Below are 19,114 nucleotides of genomic sequence, written 5' to 3'. Positions count from 1 at the left end.
CACTGCCGAAGGGGATTTCTTGTGTTCGCACAACGCTTCAGCCTGCCGTTCTCCGTGTTCGCCGCGGCTGCGGTCACGGTGGCCACGGCGGTGTTCGCACCACTGTCCGCGGACGCGGCGACGACGGTGCTCCTGAGCGGGATCCAGTACGACCCGCCGGGCACCGACGTACGCACGAACGCGCAGCTGAACAACGAGTTCTTCACCATCCGCAACACCAGCTCGCGGCCGGTCAACCTGTCCGGCTTCCGGGTGCTCGACGCGGCGAACCACCTGTTCGTCTTCCCGAAGGGCTATGTGCTCGCGGGCCGCACGACCGCGATCATCCGCACCGGCAAGAACCGGAACCGGGCCCAAACCCTGTACTGGAACCAGTCCTGGTACATCTGGAACAACGAGGGCGACACTGCTCGCTTCCAGACGCCGGCCGGCAAGACCATCGACACCTGCACCTACAAGGCCGTCACCGGCCGCTACCGCGTGGGCTGTTAGCCGATCGCGTGTGACTTCCAGAACGGGCCCAGGTCGGTCATGGTGGCGGCCTGGGCCGCGGTCTTGAAGTCTGCGGGAGTGGCGACGCCGTACCAATGAGCTTTCGCATACGTCGCCAGCAGTTCAGCCATCTGCGCTGTGCCGATCTCCCGCTCCAGGTCATGCAACATGCACGAGCCGTAGGTGTAGACATATGGCCCGTACGACTTCTGATGCGCACCCCAGTAGCCCATGTCGCGAGTGATTGCCACCGGCAAGGAACCTGGCCAGCAGCCGGCCTGCTGCGCGCCGTCATGCAGATCGGTCGAGTACGTCGCGAACGCCTCGTCCAGCCAGGGATCGGCGTACTCGTTGTTGCCGACGATCCCGTACCACCACTGGTGTGCCACCTCGTGCGTCACCGGACTCTGCGGCGAGATCAGCAGCACGAATCCCGGGTACTCCATCCCGCTGAACGACGTCCACCGACCATTCAGCACCAGATCGAGTTCGCCGTACGGATAGGTGCCGAACCGCCGGCCGAAGTCGTCGAGCGCGGACACGGCCTCGGCCCGTGCACCGCCGACCGCGTCCACACTGACCGTCGGCGTCGCCCAGGTGCGGACCGTGATACCACTCGGCGACTTCACCTCGGTGGTCCGGAACGGACCCGCCACCCAGGCGAAATCCCTGACCTGCTTGGCGATTGCGACCCCATCGGTCATCGTCCCGGTCGACGGTACGGTGATCCCGTCCGGATGTTTGAGCCGGACGGCGAAGTCGGCAGCGACCGTGTAGAAGCTCTCGCCGATCCCCACGTCCGGGTCGAGCCGCCAGCCCGTGTCGTCGTGGACCGCGAGCACCGGCAAGGCATTGCCGAAGAAGCTGTACGCCCCCGACCGGCCGAAGCGGTCCTCCCGGTCCGGCGCCGTCAACGTGACGTCGACGGCGATCGACGTACGATCCCCCGGCTCGAGCGCCTTCGGCAACACGACCTTCGCGACCGTGCAGTCCGGCAGTGTCGTCGCACCGACGACCTGCACGGCCTCGCAGCCGTGGGAGTTGCCCCACAACCGCAGGTAGACCTCCGGCATCGGATCCGCCGAGGTGTTGGTGAAGGCAACGGTCTCCCGCCCGGACCACGTCGTGCCGGCGGCGTTACTCGCCAGCTCAACCTGGTACGACGGGACTCCTGGCGCGCGCGGAACCTCAGCAGTTGCCGCGAACAACGACACTGGTGCCAGTAGCAACGACAGGACCCGGAGCACGGGTCATGACGCTACCGATCGTCTTGGGCCGGATCGGTCCCGGCCGGGATCCATTCGTGTACCAAGATCTCATCACCGACGGTGATGATGCCGCCGGCAAGCACCGCGGCCTTCATCCCGAAACTGACCCCACCGCCGTACGTCGGCTCCCGCCGGTACGACGCCAACGTCCGGGTCGGCTCCGGACCACGCTTGCCCCCGGTCGCCTGGTCGACGGTCGGGACCGCGCACCGGATCGAGCGGGCCGAGTACCCGATCTCGACCGACCCCGCGGACATCCGCAGCACCTTGTCCTCGGTGTGCGGGTCGGGCCAGCCGGCCACGACGATGTTCGGGCGGAAGCGGTTGATCGGGATCGCGTCACCACCGCGCTCGACGATCCGCTCGTTCAGTCCGTCCAGCGACGACAGCGACGTGATCATCAGCGCGTGCGCGTCCCCGAAGCCGGTCTGACCCCGGTGCGCACCCCAGCCGGGCCGGTCGTGTTCGGGCGTCACCCGGACCAGCGCAGCCGGCCTACCCAGGCGCTCGGTGAACCAGGCGTCCGCGGCCGCATCCTGCACGACGCCCTGCCCGAACCATTTGCCGAACAGGCTGACGTCTCGCCGCTTGCCGTCGTACTGGATCGGGATCTCGAGGTCCGGGGCGCCGGGGCCGGACAGCCGGAGAGCGTCGCCGATGAGCTCGGCGCGCAGCGAGGCCATCGCGGGCAGGCTGCGCTGGCTGAGGAAGGTGCCGTCGGGCTCGACCAGCATGAAGTTCCGGTCGTGGCGTAGGCCCGTCGGCCCGACCTCGGCGTGCTCGACCGGCACGCCGGACAGGCCCTTCACCGGGTAGTAGGTCAGACCGGCAACTCTCGCGACAGACATTGCCCAAGCGTAACCCGACCGGTCACTTGATTTGTTCATTCATGTTGGATTATGTTTGATCGCGAGGAGGTCGTCATGGATGTGAGTGCGTTCGCCGCGGCTCTGCAGCGGGTTCGGCAGCAGGCCGGGCTGACCTATCGCGAGCTTGCCGAGCACGCGCACTACTCGCACGCACACCTGGTTCGCGCGACCAGCGGGAAGCAGTTGCCGACCTGGGAAGTAACGACCGCGTTCCTCACCGGCTGCGGCGTACCGGCCGAGCTTCTCCCGGTCTGGCGCCGGCATTGGGAGTCCGCGAGTCGAGAACCGCAGGACCTGGTCGAGCTGCTGCAGACCGCCGAGTCCCTCGAAGATCTGGGCGCCGCGCTGTCGGCGTTCACCCGACCGCACTCGCTTCGGAAGCTCGAGCAGCTGACCGGCATCCCCCGGACCACCATCCAGGCCTGGTTCCAGGGCACACGGTTGGCCGGCCGGGATCGGCTCGACCAGCTCGTACACGCGGTCGGCGCCTCGCGGTCAGAGCGTGCGGCGGCAGCGGATGCCGTCGATCGGCTCAGCTCCGGAAGATCGCGGGCGGCGCCTGCGGCGTGACGAACCCCTCCGCGTCGGTGAGCGGCGCGGCCTTGCCCGCCAGCTCGGCCACCGGCATCACGTCGTACGGCGGTTGAGCCCGGCGACCGGCCGTGGTCAGGTCGGGGACGGGCTGGGGTGAGGCGACCACGATCACGTTGCCGAATCCCTTGCCGCGAAAGATCCTCCGCTCCGCGAGCAGGACCCCGTCGCCGACCGCGTCGCGCACGGTGGCCGCCGTACGACGGATGAACGGCAGGCCCGCCGTCCCGTCGATCAGGTTCGCGATCAGTACGCCGGTGGGCCGGAGGACGCGGGCGCAGTGCGCGAAGAATTCGGCGGTGACCAGGTTGGCGGGGACGGCCTCGTGCTCGAAGGCGTCCAGGATGATCAGGTCGAGGGAATCGTCGTACAGGTCGTTGATGCCGGCGCGGCCGGTGACCGGGCGCACCTTGATACCGGAGCGTTTCGGCAGCGGTAGGGCCTCGCGGACGAAGTCGGTCAGGTCCTCGTCTGGTTCGAGGACAATCTGGCGGGAGCGCGGGCGGGTCGCGACGACGTACCGGGGCAGGCTGAGCGCCGCGCCGCCGATGTGGGTGACGGCGATCGGCTGACGCCTGGGGGCGACGGCGTCGATCACGTCGGCGATGCGGCGCATGTACTCGAAGGAGAGGTGGGTGGGGTCGGCCAGGTCGACCTGCGACTGCAGGGACCCGTCGACCCGCAGCACGAACGTGCCGTCGGCCACAGCCTCGACGGTGGCCATCCCGGACCCGACCTTGCGTTCCACCCGGCCATCCTTTCAGTTACCGAGTCTGTGGCCAGATGTGAGGAAGAACGTGGTGCCCCAGCGTTGGGCTGGGGCCGGGGGCTTGCTAGCGTCCGAAGCACACAGTCGAAGAGTTCGAGGAGCGTGTCGTGAGCACTACACCGGTGAAGGTGGCCGTTACCGGGGCCGCTGGAAATATCGGCTACAGCCTGCTGTTCCGGATCGCGAGCGGCGCGCTGCTCGGCCCGGACACCCCGGTGGAGTTGCGGCTGCTGGAGATCACACCGGCACTGAAGGCGCTCGAGGGCGTCGTGATGGAGCTCGAGGACTCCGCCTTCCCGACGCTGGCGGGGATCGAGATCGGCGACGACCCGAACAAGGTCTTCGACGGGGTCAACGTCGCGCTGCTGGTGGGTGCGCGGCCGCGGACCAAGGGGATGGAGCGCGGCGACCTGCTGGAGGCGAACGGCGCGATCTTCACCGGCCAGGGCAAGGCGCTCAACGACCACGCCGCCGACGACATCCGGATCACCGTCACCGGCAACCCGGCCAACACGAACGCGCTGATCGCGAAGAGCAACGCGCCGGACATCCCGGCCGAGCGGTTCGCCGCGCTGACCCGGCTGGACCACAACCGCGCGCTGGCACAGCTGGCGAAGAAGACCGGTACGCACGTCACCGACCTGAAGAAGGTGACGATCTGGGGTAACCACTCCGCGACGCAGTACCCGGACATCTTCCACGCCGAGGTGGCCGGTAAGAACGCGATCGAGGTCGTGAACGACCAGGACTGGCTGGAGAACGACTTCATCCCGACCACGCAGAAGCGCGGTGCCGCGATCATCGAGGCACGCGGTGCGTCGTCGGCCGCCTCCGCGGCCGCCGCCACCATCGATCACACCCGCGACTGGATCCGCGGCTCCGCCGACGGCGACTGGCTGTCGATGGCGGTCGTTTCCGACGGCTCGTACGGCGTCCCCGAAGGCCTGATCTCCTCCTTCCCCGTCACCACGAAGGACGGCGACTGGACCATCGTCCAGGGCCTGGAGATCAACGACTTCTCCCGCGCCCGCATCGACGCCAGCACAACCGAACTCGCCGAAGAACGCGACGCAGTCCAAGCCCTGAACCTGCTCGGCTGACCCACTCGACGAAACAGCCCCCGGGATCACCTCCCGGGGGCTGTTTGCGTGTGTCAGCTGATGGTGTAGGCGGTGATTACTGTTTGGGTGGTGGTGTTTCCGGAGTTGTCGGCGGCTGTGGATCTCAGGGAGATCTTGTTGCCGGCGGGGGTTTTGAAGACGACCTTGGAGCCGACGACGGTGGCCTTGTGCCACGTCGTGCCGGCGTCGGACGAGTACTCGACGGTGAGGGTCTTGACCGGACCGCCCTTGACCTTGAACGGCAGAACCGTGACCGGCTGACGTTTGACGACGTTGTGCGCGTCGACATCAGGCTGGTAGCTGACCGTGTAGATCGGGACGCTCGGCTGATCCGCCGCCGACGTGAAGGTCGCAGTCAGGTCGACCCGGGTGGCGAACGGCGTCAGCGTCTGCGTCCCGGTGGTCACCAGCTTGTACGACGCCTTCTCCGCCGGAAGCCCGGTGGCGTTGACGAAACCGAACCCGGGCGACGTCCCGACCTGGGTCCCGTCGCGGTACAGCGTCGTACTCGCGGACGTCGTGTTGATCCAGCCGCCATGACCATCGGCATCGGTGTAGTTGCCCACGTCGAGATACAACTTGTCAGCCGTCCGCCGAACCTCCAGCACCGAGGGCCCGAACGCCGCGGTGTTCCACTGCTCGCGATACGTCCGTCCGGCCTTGTAGACAACGGGATCGCCGTCCAGCGACCATACTGCGGACGATGGCTCCGGGGCCGGCTGCTGGACCTCACTCGACCAACCGCCGGGCGTCTGGTCCAGGTAGTACCGGATCGTCCGCGGCAGGTCGAGGCGGATGACCCGCACGAACACGCCCCCGACTCCCGGCATGATCGGAGTGATCGTCTTCTGCACCTGCACCCCGTTGGTCGCGTTCACGGTGTGATCCACGGTCGCGAGGTCCGAGGCCTTCACCTTCCGGTCGAATCCGGTGGGGAACACTCCAGGCTGGGAGTTCGCGATCCCGTACAGGTACGGCGTGTTCGTGAACAACCCGTCCGCCCCCGGAACACCCCATTGCGACGTGATGTGCCCGGTCAACTCTGTGGCCGGCAGCGCCGGGCCGGTGCTGTAGGTGAACATCTCCCCGGACATGAACCCACTCGCGTCGTTCCAATAGACGCCGTCCTTGATCGTCCGGTCGAACCCGATCGAGGCGTTCGCCTGGACGGCATCCGCCCGCGGCACCGAGGTGGTCACGGGCTTGGCCTTACGTGCGTCGAGGACGACGGTCTGGTCGGAGTCGAGCTTCACACTCGGCGCGACCAGCGTGAAGAAGATCCAGTCCTCGGGAGCCCGCTCGAACTCCTGGAACTGGCTCAGCAGATACTCGCCCTTCGCCAACCGGAGCGAGACCGTCCCGGTCGCGTCCGGCGAATAGGTCTCGAAGTGGGGGTTGTCGACGCCGAGCAGCGTCATCGGGTAGTCCGGATCCGGAGCCCCGTCCGGCCGGATCAGCTTCACCGTCAACGTGTACGTCGGGACCTCCTTGTCCACGCCGATCGGTACGACGACCTTCTGCCCGGACCCGGTCGCGGTGATGCGGCCCGAGTACAGCCCGTCCGTCCCGGTGTGCTTGGTGTTCGAGGTGACCTGTACCGACGCGGTCCCACCGGCCGGCACCGTCACCGAGTTCGCACTCAGGCTCAGTGCGCCAGCGGGTGCCGCCGTACCGTCCGGACCGTTCAGCGTCGCCACCAGGTCCAGCGTGACCGCCTGGTCGCCGAGGTTGCGGTAGGTGACGGTCTTGGTCACCGGCTCGTCATCGGTGTGCGGGTACGACGCCACGCCGAAGGACACGCTGCCCTCAGTCGCGATGACGTTCGCCTTGATCGCAGTGGTCAGGTCGATCCGGCCGGCCCCCTGCTGGAACGTGGTCTGCTCTGCCGCGACCTTCGCCGAGCCCATCAGCGTGTTCTTCAACTCGCCCGGAGTCCACGCCGGGTGCTCTTGCAGCAGGATCGCCGCGGCACCGGCTGTGTGCGGAGTCGCCATCGACGTACCCGACAGCCGGAGGTACTTGTCGCCGACCGGTTCGCCGATCGACGAGTCCTTCGACTTCGCGGCCACGATGTCGGTCCCGGGCGCGGTCACGTCCGGCTTGACCGCACCGTCGCCGACCCGCGGACCACGGCTGGACAGGATGTTCAGTGCGTCCTGCTTGGTGACGTTCCCGACGGTCAGTGCCGCGTCGGCGCTACCGGGTGAACCGACGGTCCGATCGCTGGGACCGTCGTTGCCGGCCGCGATCACGAACAGCGTGCCGGTCTCCGCGGTCAGCCGGTTCACGGCCTCCTCGAGCGGATCGAGCTCCGGGGTGTCGGTGCCGCCGAGGCTCATGTTGACGATGTCGGCCTTGACGTCGTTCGCGGCCCAGTCCATCCCGGCCAGGATCGCCGACTCCTCGCAACCGTAGACCTCGCAGATCTTGCCGTCGTACAGCTTCGCGTCCGGGGCAACCCCCTTGTACTTGCCGTCCGATGCGGCACCGGTGCCCGCGATCGTCGAGGCGACATGGGTGCCGTGACCGACCACGTCGTCACTCGACTCGGTGGTGAAGTTCTTCTCCCCCGCGACCTGCGTCGCCAGGTCCGGATGGGTGGCGTCGATCCCGGTGTCGAGCACCGCGACCTTCACGCCCTTGCCGGTGTACCCGGCCTGCCAGGCGACCGGACCGCCGATCTGCGGCACGGACTGGTCCAGCGTGATGTGGCGCTTCCCGTCGAGCCAGAGCTTGGCGTACCCACCCGCGGATCGCGCGGTGGCCGACGTACCCAGGAAGGTGGTCGCGTTCTTCTTGTCCACACTCAGCGCGACGCCACCGATCGACGGCAGCTGCCGGGTGACCTTCGCACCAGCCGGTACGGCGCGTTTGGCCACACCGGCGGGGTATGTCGCCAGGACCGGGATCACCTTGCTGGACGCGTCGTCGTACCCGTCGGCGACGAGCTCCTTCACGTCGAACAGCCGCCGGTCGAGTTGCCCGTCGCCGACGGCCTTGGTCACGTCGGCCGGGATCACGTACGCGTGATCCTTGGTCCGGTAGGTGTTGAAGCCGACCTTCTCGCGGCCGGCCCCGGGCTCGACCGTCGCCTTGGTCGGGTCACCCCCCGGCAGCACGACGCGGTCGCCGGTGATCAGCGTGACCCGCACGTCCTTCGCCGCCGACGGTTTCGCGGCCGGTGGTTTGGCGGCCGATGGTGCTGCCGCCTGTGCCGGTCCTCCCAATCCGGCTACTGCCAGGCCCGCGGTCGCCAGCACGGCGACCGCGGGCATTCCTCTGCGCTTGGATCTCGAACTCACAGCCACTCCCCAGATCTCGGTTGTAGGCGCTCGGACACGAAACGCATCAACCGCCCGCTGAGGTTGCTCGGCTCAGCGGATTCGATAGGCGCCGAACACGGTCTGGGTCGCGGTGGTGCCGGCCCGGTCCGCGACCGACGACCGCAGCGAGATCACCTTCGCCGCCGGTGTCTTGAAGACCGCGGCGTAGGTGCCGTCGCCCTTTGGTACGACGATCGCCGACTGCCAGGTCCTCCCGCCGTCACCCGACACCTGGACCGACACCGACCGGATCCCGGCCACCTTGGCCCCCGGCTGATGCACGACCGCGAACGGCAGCGTGCTGACCGTCTTCCGCTCGACCGAGTTCTGTCCGTCGACCACCGGCCGGAACTCGATCTCCCGCAACGGCAGCACTTCCGTCGCCTTCCCGGTGTCCTGCGAGGTGAAGGTCCAGACGTGCTCGACCCGCGAGGCCAACTGCAACTGTGCCCGCCGCATCGAGACCTCCAGTCGGTACGACGCCTTCTCCGCCGGCGCCTTCTCGATCCACAGCTGACCCGCGGCATCCGAGTTGGCCAGCAACTCCCCGTCCCGGTACAACCGGGTGCTCTCGCTGTCGGTCGAGATCGCCGTACCCGCATGGCCGTCCTGGTCCGAGACCGGGAACATGAAGATGGTCAGCTCGTTCCCCTTCCGCGTACTCCCGTCGCCGAGCCCGAACCCGGTGTTCGCGACCGCCGCACCCCAACGCTCCGAGTAAGTGCGACCCGCCCTGAACTTCTTCGGGCTGGTTGTGCTCAGCGACAGCGGATACGACTCGGCACCGTCCTTGCGCAGCACGTACGTGAGCATCTCGTCCCAGGCCACATCCTTCGTCTCGAAGAACTGCGTAGACGTCGCTGGAAGGTCGTACTCGATCGGGATCCCCGGCGTACTCGCTTCCACGCCAGGGATCCAGGCGAACTGCTCGTCCGCCCCGATCGTGCCCGGGTGATCGCCGGTGTACTGCGCCCGTACCGTGGCCAGCTGGTTCTCGCGCACGACGCGTCGGTAGCCGGTGTAGTAGCTGCCGCGCTTGGACTGCACCAGGTTGTAGCTGTACGGCGCGTTCCGCGGGTCGCCCGCCTTCCCAGGAACCACCCAACGGGAGCTGGTCCAGGAGATCAGGTCGTCGCCGGGTGCCGGTGCTCCCATCGAGCCGACGTACAGCTTGCTGACGTCCGTGGTCGACATCGAACCGTCGATCAGGTACCCATCGGCCTTGCGGTAGTAGCCGAAGTCAGCCTCGACCAGCTCAGTGCCCTTGCGCGGAAGCGTCCAGGCGATCGGCTTCGTCTTGCGGGCGTCGACGGCCAGGTGGGTGGTGTGGTCGAGGACCAGGTTCGGCCAGACCAGTTGGTAGTTGCGGTCGGCCGAGTCGCCGACGATACCGTCGACGAGGTAGCGCCCCTTCGGCAACCGCAGCTTGCCGTTGCCCTGGGCATCGGTCTTCACCTGGAGACCCAGCTCGTGGTCGAGACCGTAGACGATCGTGTAGTTCCGATCGGTGCCCTTGCCGTTCGGCAGCAGGTGTTTGACGTCGATGTCGTAGCTCTCGACCTCTTTGGTCACGACGACCGGCGTACCGACGTTCACGCCGGGTGCGGTGGCCACGACCCGGCCGAAGTACTGGCCGTCCGGACCGTCGTGCCGGGTGTCGGACGTGACGGTGACCGAGGCGCTGCCGCCGGCCGGGATGGTCAGCGAGGTCGCGCTCAACCTGAACGCCGGTGCCGGCGTCGAACTGACCTGGAGGGACAACGTGACGGACTTGGTGCCGAGGTTGCGGTAGGCAAGCTTCTTCGCGACCGGATTGTCGTCGGTGTGCGGCCACAGCGCCGTACCGAAGCCCAGACTGCCCGGCTCCGCCACCACCGTGTCAGTGATCGCGTGCGCCACGTCAACGCGCCCGGCGCCTTGCTCGTACGCCGTCTGTCCGGCGATGGGTTTGGCGGTTCCCATCAAGGCCGCCTTGAGCTCGGATGCCTTCCAGGACGGGTGTTCCTGCAGCAGGATCGCGGCCGAACCGGCGACATGCGGAGTCGCCATCGAGGTGCCCTCGAGGGACAGATAGTACTGACCGACCGGCTCGCCGATCTGCGCGTTCTTCGCCCGGGCCGCGACGATACCGACGCCCGGTGCGGTGAGGTCGGGCTTGATCCCGGTGCCGTCGACGAGCGGTCCGCGGCTGCTGAAATCGGCCAGCGCGTCCTTCTTGTCCACCGCTCCGACGGTCAACGCCGATGCCGCGGAACCAGGCGAGGACACGGTGCCGGCGTCCGGACCTTCGTTGCCGGCGGCAATCACAAAGAGTGCGCCGGTCTGCGCGGTCAGCCGATTCACGGCCGTCTCCATCGGGTCCAGGCCCGGTTCGTCGGGTCCGCCCAGGCTCAGGTTGATCACCCGGGCCTTCTGCTGGACGGCAGCCCATTCCATCCCGGCCAGGATCGCCGAGTCCTCACAGCCGCCTTCGTTGTCGCAGACCTTCGCGTCCACGAGCTTCGCGTCCGGTGCGACGCCCTTGTACTTGCCCTGCGACGCGGCCGCCGTCCCCGCGATGGTCGACGCGACATGGGTGCCGTGGCCGAAGCCGTCGCCGGCCGGATCGGTGGTGAAGTTCTTGCTGGCCACGATCTGGCCCTTGAAATCGGGATGCGTGGCGTCGATGCCGGTGTCGACCACCGCGACCCGCACGCCCTTGCCGGTGAAGCCCGCCTTCCAGGCTGCGGGTGCGCCGATCTGCGGGACGCTCTGATCGAGCATCGTGCGCCGCTTCGCATCCAGCCAGACCGTGGCCGGCGCGGACCGGGTTCGGGCGCCGGAAAAGAACGCCCCCGTGGCGTTCTTGTCCACCTTCAGCGCCGTCACCCCGAGTGCCGGAAGGTCCCTCGCAATCGTTGCTTCCGGCAACGCGCTGCGAGCACTCGGCCCCGTCGAGTCGACCAGGACCGGTATCGAGCCCGTGTGCGCGTCGTCGTACTGCATCTCCAGCAGGCCGGTCACATCGAACAGCCGCCGGTCGAATCGGCCGGATGTCACCGCCGAGCTGACATCCAGCGGTACGACGGACAACCGGCCCCGCACCCGGCTGATCCGGAAGCTGACATGCTCACGCCCCTTGCCCGCCTTGACCGTGACCTGCTTGCTGTCGCCGTTCCGTAGTACGACGCGGTCGCCGGTGATCAACGTGATCACCTTGTCCGCTGACGGTTTGGCGGTCTTCGTAGTCTGCTCCGGCGACTGCGCGGCCTGTGCGCCGCTGGCCAGCGGTACGGCAAGCACCGCGGCCGTGATGGCCGCGATGCCTGCCGATATCTTTCGCTTCCTCAACCCCATCGTTCCTCCCCGAGTCTCCGGCCCGCTCCGGGCCGGTTCGGGAAGTTGGACGACTGGGTGCCGCCCAAAGGTTGAGGTCTTAACGCAGCTGGTACGCGCTGATAACAGTCAGGTCGGTGATGTTGCCGTCAGCATCGACCAGGTGAGACTTCACCGAGATCGTCTTGGCACCCTTTGGTGTCGCGAAGATCGCGGTGTAGCCGTTGTGACCGGACGGCACGACCCCGGCCTTGTGCCAGCTCTTGCCGTCATCGCCGGAGACCTGGATCTCGAGCTTCTTGATCCGCGGCACCGTCGCGCCCGGCTGGGCATCGACGACCACCGGCAGCACGCTGACCGGCTTGCGCTCGGCCACATTGTGACTGTCCACCTTCGGCTGGTACCGCAACCCGAGCAACGGCAGCTTCGTCTCCTCGGCCGCCGCGGCCGACGAGAACGTCCAGCGCAGATCCATCCTCGTACTGACCGCCCAGTCCGTCCGCGTCTGCGTCGATTCCAGCGTGTACGACGACTTCTCCGCCGGCAGCCCGGTCGCCTCGACATAACCGAAGTACGGCGACTCGGCAACGACCTTGCCGTCCCGGATCAGCTTGCTGGACTCGGCGCTCGTACGCGCGAAGCCCTTGTTGCCGTCGGCATCCGCCACCCCGTAGGCGGACAGGACCAGATCGGCTCCGGTCCGCAGGGCTGCATCCGGTGCAGTGGTGAGGGCGACCGCGTTGAACCGCTCCCGGTAGGACTTCGCGCCCTTGTACTCCTTCACCGGCCCTGACAACCGGGCGATCGTCTCCGGGAACGGGAAGTCCGGATCGGTCCCCGGCACGACCTCCTCGAACTCGGTTCCCCAGGTGACCGGCTTCGCGTCGAGCAACAGCTTCGTGGTCACCGGGGCCTTGTCGTAAGGGATCCCGACCGCCCAGCCGCCGTTCGTGCCCGGCGCCGTACCGTAGACGACCCGGTCGATCTCCCGGTCGCTGATGGCATTGACGGTCTGCTGGACGACGGCCAGGTCCTTGGTCTTGACCGCCCGCTCGAACCCGGTCGGGAACCGGCCCGGGAACGAGTTCGCCTGACCGACGAAGATCGGCGAGTTCGCGAACGACCCGTTGGCGCCCCGCTTCGCCCACTGCGACATGACATGTCCGGTCAGCTGCTCCGGCGGCAGGTTCGCTCCGAGCTGCGCGGTGTACACGCCGCCGTCGAAGCCATCCAGCAGCAACAGCGTGGAACCGAGACCACGACTGCCGTCCGCGGTCTGGCGGTCGTAGCCGACGTCGCCGAGTGCGACCTCGGCGCCCGGCTGCGGCACGGTCACGTTGACCCGCTTGCCGAGCCGCGCATCGAGCACCACCGAGGTGTCCTCGGTCAGCTGGACGGACGGATCGACCAGGTCGTAGGACGTGAAGGTCCCGTCCGGCCGCTCGAGGAACTGCGAACCCTCGACCAGGTACTCACCCTTCTGCAACCGGAACTTCAACGTGTCCGTGCCATCACCGATGAAGTTGAACACGTCGTGGTCCAGCCCGAACACCAGGCCTTCGGGCGCGGTCGGCTTGCCGTCGGGGCCGATCGCGGTGACGGTCAGGGTGTAGCTCTCCGGCTCCTTGTCGACTCCGATCGCCGAGGTGACCGAGGCGTCGCCGGCGGTCGCGGTGACACGGCCGGAGTAGGAGCCGTCCGGCCCGTCGTGCTTGGTGTTCGAGGTCGCCTGGACCGACGCGGTCCCACCGGCGGGCACCGTGACGGTGTTCGCGCTGAGCTCGAGCGCACCGGCCGGGGCCGGGTTGCCGTCCGGACCGGTCAGGGACGCGGCCAGGTTCAGCGTGATCGGCTGGTCGCCGAGGTTGCGGTAGGCCAGCGTCTTCGTGACCGGGGTGTCGTCGCCGTGCGGCCAGCTCGCCGTACCGAACGACAGGCTGCCCGGCTCGGCGATGACCGATTGCGTGATGCCCTTGGCCACGTCGATCCGGCCCGCGCCCTGCTCGAACGCGGTCTGGTCGGCGGCCGGCTTCGCGGATCCGATCAGCGCGCCCTTGAGCTCGGCGGCCTTCCAGTTCGGGTGTTCCTGGGCCAGGATCGCGGCCGCTCCGACGGTGTGCGGGGTGGCCATCGACGTACCGTCGAGCTCCAGGTACTGGTCGCCGACCGGCGTACCGATCTTCGAGTCCTTGGCCTTGGCCGCGACGATCGCGACACCTGGTGCGGTGACGTCAGGCTTGACCGCACCGTCGCCGACCCGCGGACCACGGCTGGAGAAGTCGGCCAGCTTGTCCTGCTTGTCGACCGCGCCGACGGTCAGTGCGGCGTCCGCGCTACCCGGTGAGCCGACCGTGTGGTCGCCAGGGCCATCGTTGCCTGCGGCAATCACAAACAGCGTGCCGGTCTCCGCGGTCAGCCGGTTCACGGCCTCCTCGAGCGGGTCGATCTCCGGGGTGTCGGTGCCGCCGAGGCTGAGGTTGACGACCTTGGCCTTGACCTCGGTCGCGGCCCACTCCATCCCGGCCAGGATCGCCGAGTCCTCGCAGCTGCCGTTGCCGTCGCAGACCTTGCCGTCGTACAGCTTCGCGTCCGGCGCGACGCCCTTGTACTTGCCGTCCGACGCTGCCGCCGTACCGGCGATGATCGACGCGACGTGGGTGCCGTGACCGAAGTGGTCGCCGTCCTCCTCGGTGGTGAAGTTCTTGCCGCCGACGACCTGGGGCGCGAGGTCCGGGTGGGACGTGTCGATGCCGGTGTCCAGCACGGCCACTGAGATGCCCTTGCCGGTGTAGCCGGCCTGCCACGCGACCGGCGCGCCGATCTGCGGGACGGACTGGTCGAGGCTGACCTGACGCTTGCCGTCGAGCCAGATCTTGTCAACGCCCGTGGCCGAGCGGGCCGACGAGACACCGGTCAGGAAGGTGGCGGCCTTGGCCTTGTTCACCTTCAGCGCAGCACCGTTGACGACCGGCAGCTGGCGGGTCACGGTCGCGCCGGGAGCTGCGGCGCGCTTCTGGGACTTGCCGGCGTAGGTGACGACCAGCGGGATCGCGGTGGTCGACTTGTCGTCGTACCCGGCCTTGATCAGACCGGTCACGTCGAACAGGCGGCTGTCCAGCTTGCCGGTGGAGAGCCGCGCGCGGATGTCGGACGGTACGACGTACAGGTGGTCCTTCACCCGGTAGGTGCCGAACGCGACATGCGCGCGACCGGCGCCGGGCTGCACCGACGCGCGGTGCGAATCGCCGCCGCGCAAGGTGATCCGGTCACCGGTGATGAGCGTGACGGTCTGGTCCGGCTTGTTCTTGGAGTCGGCGGCGAGCGGATGGTTGTGCGGATTGGTTGTGGCCTGGGCGGGGGCGGAGAAAGCCAGCCCCAGGGCGGCGATCGAGGCGACGGCAGCTATGCCGAGACGCCTCGATCGTGGTCTGGATACCACGATGAGTCCCTCCCGATCGGTTGTCCTCACGGAGGCCGACCGGGCGCCTCACACAGCGGATCCGGTCAGCCACTCACCGTAGGATGTCCGGACCAGACCAAAAGGTTGCCCGAACCAGCTGCCACGGCATGAAGTTGCCTCATCACTGCACGTAGGGGCAGGCGATCAGGCCGGCGGGGCGACCGCGGCGTCAGGCTGGTTCGAGCGGATCAGCGACTCGGCGACGAACCCACTCGCCTTGAGCTCCTCGACCACGCTCTTCAGGTAGTCGATCGTCTCGGGGCTGCGGGTGTTGGTGGTGCCGACGGCCTGCTGGATCTGCATGAACCGCTCTTCGATCAGCCGGACACCGGGCGTCTCGGCGACGAACCGGGCGATCGGCTGCCGGATCCCGGCCGCGGCGTCGAGCCCGTCGGCCAGGAACACATCGACGCCTTCGTCACCCCGTACGACCGTTGCCTGCCGCAGCTCGCGGGTCAGGTACAGGTCGTACGCCGAGCCCTTCTTCACCCCGATCCGGACTCCCGGAGCATCCACTTCGGCGACCGTGGTCAGGGCGGACTCCGCCGGTACGACGAAGACTCCTTCGATCACGACGTACGGCGCGGTGAAGGCGACCTCGCCGGCCCGGGCCGGGTCGATCGCGAGGAAACAGATGTCGGCCTGGCCCGTCGTCATCGCCTCGAAGGACTTCCGGGCGGCGTCGAAGCACACCAGCTCCACCGGAACCTCGAGCCGCCGGCCGAGCTCCCGCGCGATGTCCACGGTCACGCCACCGGGCTCCTCCGGCGTACCGTTCGCCAGCACCGGATTCCCCAAGTTGATGGACGCCCGCAGAACCCCCGACGGCGCCAACTCATCCCGAACACTCGTCATACCGGCGACCCTACGTGAGGTCCTTGCGGAAGAAGACGCGGTGCCGATCGTGCACGGTCTCCCGCCGCACCTCGACGTACCCGTGCCGCGGGTAGTAGGCAAGGTTCTCGGTCATCGCCGCGTTCGTGTACAGCGTGATCCGGTCGAAGCCACGGGCCCGCGCCTCGGTCTCGGCGAACGCCAGCAACTGCGCGCCGACACCCCTGCCTTGGTTGGTCGGCGAGACCGCGATTACGTCGAGCAGCAACGCGTCGGGCTCGTCCTCGAGCAGCACGAATCCCGCGACGGTCTGGTCGTCGATCGCGACCCATACGACGCCCGATCGGATCGCGGCCGGGTAGTCGAGCAGCATCGGAATCGGCGGCACACCGATCCGCGGGATGTAGTGCTCGAAGGCCGCCCGGGCGATCGCGGTGACCGCGGCGGCGTCGTCCTCGGTCGCGGGTCTGATCACCCGCTTATTTTAGTTTTTGTAGAGACATTGTGTAAGTCGGGGGGTGGTCCTACTGTGTGCGCAGGAACCGTCCGATGGGGGTTGCAGATGAAGCGTCGGAGTCTGGGGCTGTTGGTGTCGGCCGCACTGGTGGCGACGGGGGTTGTCGCCGTACCGGCCGAGGCACATGGCAGCGATCAGCAAGTGGTGGGGTACTACACCAACTGGAGTGGGTACGCACGGAACTTCCTGGTCAACGACCTGGTCAAGAACGGGTCGGCCGCGCGGCTGACCCAAATCAACTACGCGTTCGGATTCGTCGACGCCCAGGGCAACTGCACGAGCAGTGATCCGTGGGCCGACTACCAGCGACCGTTCAGCGCCGAGCAGAGCGTGAACGGCAAGGCCGACGAGCCCGGGCAGGTGCTCAACGGCAACCTCAACCAGCTCAAGCAGTTGAAGCAGAAGTACCCGAAGCTGCACATCAGCATCTCGCTCGGCGGCTGGACCGGCTCGGCGACCTTCTCCGACGCCGCTCTCACCCCCGCCTCGCGCGCCGCGCATGTGAAGTCCTGCTTGGACATGTGGCTGAAGGGCAACCTGCCCGGCCTGCCCGCCGGCGCCGCGAAGGGCATCTTCGACGGCATCGACCTCGACTGGGAATGGCCCGGTAGCGAAGGCAACCCGGGCAACGTGATCCGCCCGGAGGACAAGCAGAACTTCACTGCGCTCGTCCACGAGTACCGCAAGCAACTCGACCGGCTGTCCCGGCACGGGAAGTACAACCTGACCGCGTTCCTGCCGGCGAACCCGACGATGATCGACAACGGCTTCGAGGTCCGCAAGCTCTTCAAGGACCTGACGTTCGGTACGACGCAGGGCTACGACTACCACGGTCCGTGGGAACCACTGACCAACCAGCAGTCCGCGATCGACGGACCGAAGGCCGACCCGACCACCCCGGAGTTCAGCTCCCAGGTGACGATCGACGCCTACCTGTCCCGCGGTGCGCCGCGGAGCAAGCTGGTGATGGGCGTCCCGTTCTACTCACACGGCTGGACCGGCGTGACGAACCAGAACCACGGCCTCTTCCAGCCCTCGACCGGTCCGGCCCCGTCGACCTTCGACGCCGGCACCGAGGACTACCGCTACCTGAAGGCCAACCTGGCCAACTACACCGTCTACCGCGACAACAAGGCCGGCTTCGCCTGGCTCTTCGACGGTACGACGTTCTGGACCTGGGACGACCCGACCGAAATGAAACGCAAGACGGACTACATCTCGCACCGCGATCTCGGCGGCGCCATGATCTGGTCCCTGGACGGCGACACCGCAAACGGCGAACTGATCACAGCCTTACACCGCAACCTCCGCTGACCGGATCTCGACACTCTCGTGGATCGGTTCGGCGCCCGGAGCGCCGAACCGATCCAGGTCGGCTGCTCCGGCGCGACCGTCGTACGGCTCGACCGCGGGGCGGAACGCCTCTATTACAAGGCCGGTCCAGGAGTGGACGATGAAGGTGACCGGCTCACCTGGCTCGGCTCGACCGGCTTCCCGTGCCCGCAGATCCTTGATCGCGGCAACAACTGGCTGCTGACCAGCGAACTGACCGGTCGCGACGCCGACCCCGACGACCCGCGGATCGAGCGCTACATCACCCTCGACAATACCGGCGACTACATGCCGCGGTAGGCGCGGCGGTAGGCGCTGGGGGTGGTTTGGAGGGCGGTGTGGAAGCGGCGGCGGAGGTTGGTGGCTGAGGAGAGGCCGACGTGGGTGGCGATGGTTTCTACCGGGAGGTCGGTTTCTTCGAGTAGGGCGCGGGTTCTGGCGATGCGTTGGGCGAGCAGCCATTGGCCTGGCGCCGTACCCAGTTGTTCTTCGAAGCGGCGGGCGAGGGTGCGGGGTGAGACGTTGAGGCGGGCCGCGAGGTCGTCGATCGTAATCGGTTCGGCGAGGTGGTCGGTGGCCCAGTCGAGCAGAACGCCCAACGATTGTGGGGATTGCGGGACCTCGGTGCGGTACTGCACCTGACCGCCTTCGCGATGCGGTGGCATCACCATTCGCCTGGCGATCTGGGCGGCGTACGCGGCGCCGTGGTCGTTGCGGACCAACTGCAGGCAGAGGTCGATCCCGGTGCCGGAGCCGGCGCTTGTCGCGATGTCGCCGTGGTCGATGTAGAGCACATCCGGATCCACCTGGACTGCCGGGAAGCGGCTTTGTAATTCATCGGCGTACCGCCAATGGGTGGTGGCCCGGCGGCCGTCGAGCAGTCCGGTCGCGGCCAGCGCGTACGCGCCCGAGCAGATGCTGACCAGGCGAGCTCCCCGCGCATGCGCTCGGCGGAGTGCGCGGAGTACGGCGACCGACGGCTCCCGATTGATGGGGAGCCACCCTGGTACGACGATCGTGTCCGCGCGGTCGAGCGCCCGCAGCCCTGAGGTGACCATCATGTCGAAGCCTTCGAGGGTCCGAATCGGACCGGGCTGCTCCGTGCACACGCCGAAGCGGTAACGCTCGTCCCGGAACACTGTCGCCGCGCAGCCGAGCTCGAAGCTTGCCTGGGGCGCGGTTACGAGGGCGACGACGCGGTGGCGATCCATGGCCATGGCAGA

The 19,114-nt window shown here is 67.8% G+C and carries 14 protein-coding genes; 5 read left to right on the top strand and 9 right to left on the bottom strand.

Features of this window, described 5'->3' with window-relative positions:
* Window positions 1–21 precede the first annotated feature (21 nt).
* A complete protein-coding gene (locus tag AB0L70_RS16075) occupies window positions 22–492 on the top strand; it encodes a lamin tail domain-containing protein (protein ID WP_363684509.1) in 471 nt (156 codons plus the stop codon).
* Here the strand turns inward: AB0L70_RS16075 and AB0L70_RS16070 are convergent.
* Both AB0L70_RS16070 and AB0L70_RS16065 read right to left on the bottom strand, forming a co-directional pair.
* Window positions 489–1,739: a M1 family metallopeptidase gene (locus AB0L70_RS16070; RefSeq protein ID WP_363684507.1), complete on the bottom strand. Its 1,251-nt coding sequence runs from the start codon at window positions 1,737–1,739 to the stop codon at window positions 489–491. The two genes, AB0L70_RS16075 and AB0L70_RS16070, sit on opposite strands and share 4 nt — an antisense overlap.
* 11 nt (window positions 1,740–1,750) lie before the next feature.
* Window positions 1,751–2,608, bottom strand: a complete 858-nt coding sequence (locus AB0L70_RS16065) for an MOSC N-terminal beta barrel domain-containing protein (protein WP_363684505.1) — start codon at window positions 2,606–2,608, stop codon at window positions 1,751–1,753.
* Window positions 2,609–2,683: 75 nt separating this feature from the next.
* Between AB0L70_RS16065 and AB0L70_RS16060 the strand changes: the two genes are divergently transcribed.
* Complete coding sequence (locus tag AB0L70_RS16060) at window positions 2,684–3,199, top strand: helix-turn-helix transcriptional regulator (RefSeq protein WP_363684503.1); 516 nt, start codon at window positions 2,684–2,686, stop codon at window positions 3,197–3,199.
* Here the strand turns inward: AB0L70_RS16060 and AB0L70_RS16055 are convergent.
* On the bottom strand, window positions 3,162–3,968 hold the full coding sequence (locus AB0L70_RS16055) for a fused MFS/spermidine synthase (RefSeq protein ID WP_363684501.1): 807 nt from the start codon (window positions 3,966–3,968) through the stop codon (window positions 3,162–3,164). The two genes, AB0L70_RS16060 and AB0L70_RS16055, sit on opposite strands and share 38 nt — an antisense overlap.
* Window positions 3,969–4,096: 128 nt before the next feature.
* Between AB0L70_RS16055 and AB0L70_RS16050 the strand changes: the two genes are divergently transcribed.
* Entirely contained in the window at window positions 4,097–5,089 is a 993-nt protein-coding gene (locus tag AB0L70_RS16050) for a malate dehydrogenase (RefSeq protein WP_363684499.1), read from the top strand.
* Between the two features lie 53 nt (window positions 5,090–5,142).
* Here the strand turns inward: AB0L70_RS16050 and AB0L70_RS16045 are convergent, their stop codons facing one another.
* From AB0L70_RS16045 to AB0L70_RS16025, 5 genes are all read right to left on the bottom strand, one after another.
* Window positions 5,143–8,412, bottom strand: a complete 3,270-nt coding sequence (locus AB0L70_RS16045) for a S8 family serine peptidase (RefSeq protein WP_363684497.1) — start codon at window positions 8,410–8,412, stop codon at window positions 5,143–5,145.
* A gap of 72 nt (window positions 8,413–8,484) precedes the next feature.
* Entirely contained in the window at window positions 8,485–11,769 is a 3,285-nt protein-coding gene (locus tag AB0L70_RS16040; RefSeq protein WP_363684495.1) for a S8 family peptidase, read from the bottom strand.
* Between the two features lie 79 nt (window positions 11,770–11,848).
* Window positions 11,849–15,187, bottom strand: a complete 3,339-nt coding sequence (locus AB0L70_RS16035) for a S8 family peptidase (protein WP_363684493.1) — start codon at window positions 15,185–15,187, stop codon at window positions 11,849–11,851.
* Window positions 15,188–15,352: 165 nt separating this feature from the next.
* The gene (locus AB0L70_RS16030; protein ID WP_363684491.1) at window positions 15,353–16,063 is read right to left on the bottom strand and encodes a transporter substrate-binding domain-containing protein; all 711 of its coding nucleotides are present in this window, start codon (window positions 16,061–16,063) and stop codon (window positions 15,353–15,355) included.
* Window positions 16,064–16,073: 10 nt separating this feature from the next.
* The gene (locus AB0L70_RS16025; RefSeq protein ID WP_363684488.1) at window positions 16,074–16,517 is read right to left on the bottom strand and encodes a GNAT family N-acetyltransferase; all 444 of its coding nucleotides are present in this window, start codon (window positions 16,515–16,517) and stop codon (window positions 16,074–16,076) included.
* Window positions 16,518–16,604: 87 nt separating this feature from the next.
* Between AB0L70_RS16025 and AB0L70_RS16020 the strand changes: the two genes are divergently transcribed.
* On the top strand, window positions 16,605–17,873 hold the full coding sequence (locus AB0L70_RS16020; protein ID WP_363684486.1) for a glycoside hydrolase family 18 protein: 1,269 nt from the start codon (window positions 16,605–16,607) through the stop codon (window positions 17,871–17,873).
* 18 nt (window positions 17,874–17,891) lie between these two features.
* Window positions 17,892–18,191, top strand: coding sequence for a hypothetical protein (locus AB0L70_RS16015; protein WP_363684484.1), 300 nt, complete (start codon window positions 17,892–17,894; stop codon window positions 18,189–18,191).
* On the opposite strand, the gene AB0L70_RS16010 is transcribed toward AB0L70_RS16015, so the two are convergent.
* A complete protein-coding gene (locus tag AB0L70_RS16010; RefSeq protein ID WP_363684482.1) occupies window positions 18,176–19,108 on the bottom strand; it encodes a helix-turn-helix domain-containing protein in 933 nt (310 codons plus the stop codon). The two genes, AB0L70_RS16015 and AB0L70_RS16010, sit on opposite strands and share 16 nt — an antisense overlap.
* Between the last annotated feature and the right edge of the window lie 6 nt (window positions 19,109–19,114).

The organism is Kribbella sp. NPDC051952 (assembly GCF_040680855.1).
In the GTDB taxonomy this organism is placed as follows: domain Bacteria; phylum Actinomycetota; class Actinomycetes; order Propionibacteriales; family Kribbellaceae; genus Kribbella.
The sequence above is the reverse complement of the archived record's forward strand: the minus strand, read 5'-3'. Positions and strand labels throughout refer to the sequence as shown.

Excerpts from the sequence above, each read along its gene's own strand:
- AB0L70_RS16065 (WP_363684505.1), bottom strand. The coding sequence starts at position 2,608 with ATGTCTGTCGCGAGAGTTGCCGGTCTGACCTACTACCCGGTGAAGGGC.
- AB0L70_RS16060 (WP_363684503.1), top strand. The coding sequence starts at position 2,684 with ATGGATGTGAGTGCGTTCGCCGCGGCTCTGCAGCGGGTTCGGCAGCAG.
- AB0L70_RS16040 (WP_363684495.1), bottom strand. The coding sequence starts at position 11,769 with ATGGGGTTGAGGAAGCGAAAGATATCGGCAGGCATCGCGGCCATCACG.
- AB0L70_RS16030 (WP_363684491.1), bottom strand. The coding sequence starts at position 16,063 with ATGACGAGTGTTCGGGATGAGTTGGCGCCGTCGGGGGTTCTGCGGGCG.
- AB0L70_RS16020 (WP_363684486.1), top strand. The coding sequence starts at position 16,605 with ATGAAGCGTCGGAGTCTGGGGCTGTTGGTGTCGGCCGCACTGGTGGCG.
- AB0L70_RS16010 (WP_363684482.1), bottom strand. The coding sequence starts at position 19,108 with ATGGCCATGGATCGCCACCGCGTCGTCGCCCTCGTAACCGCGCCCCAG.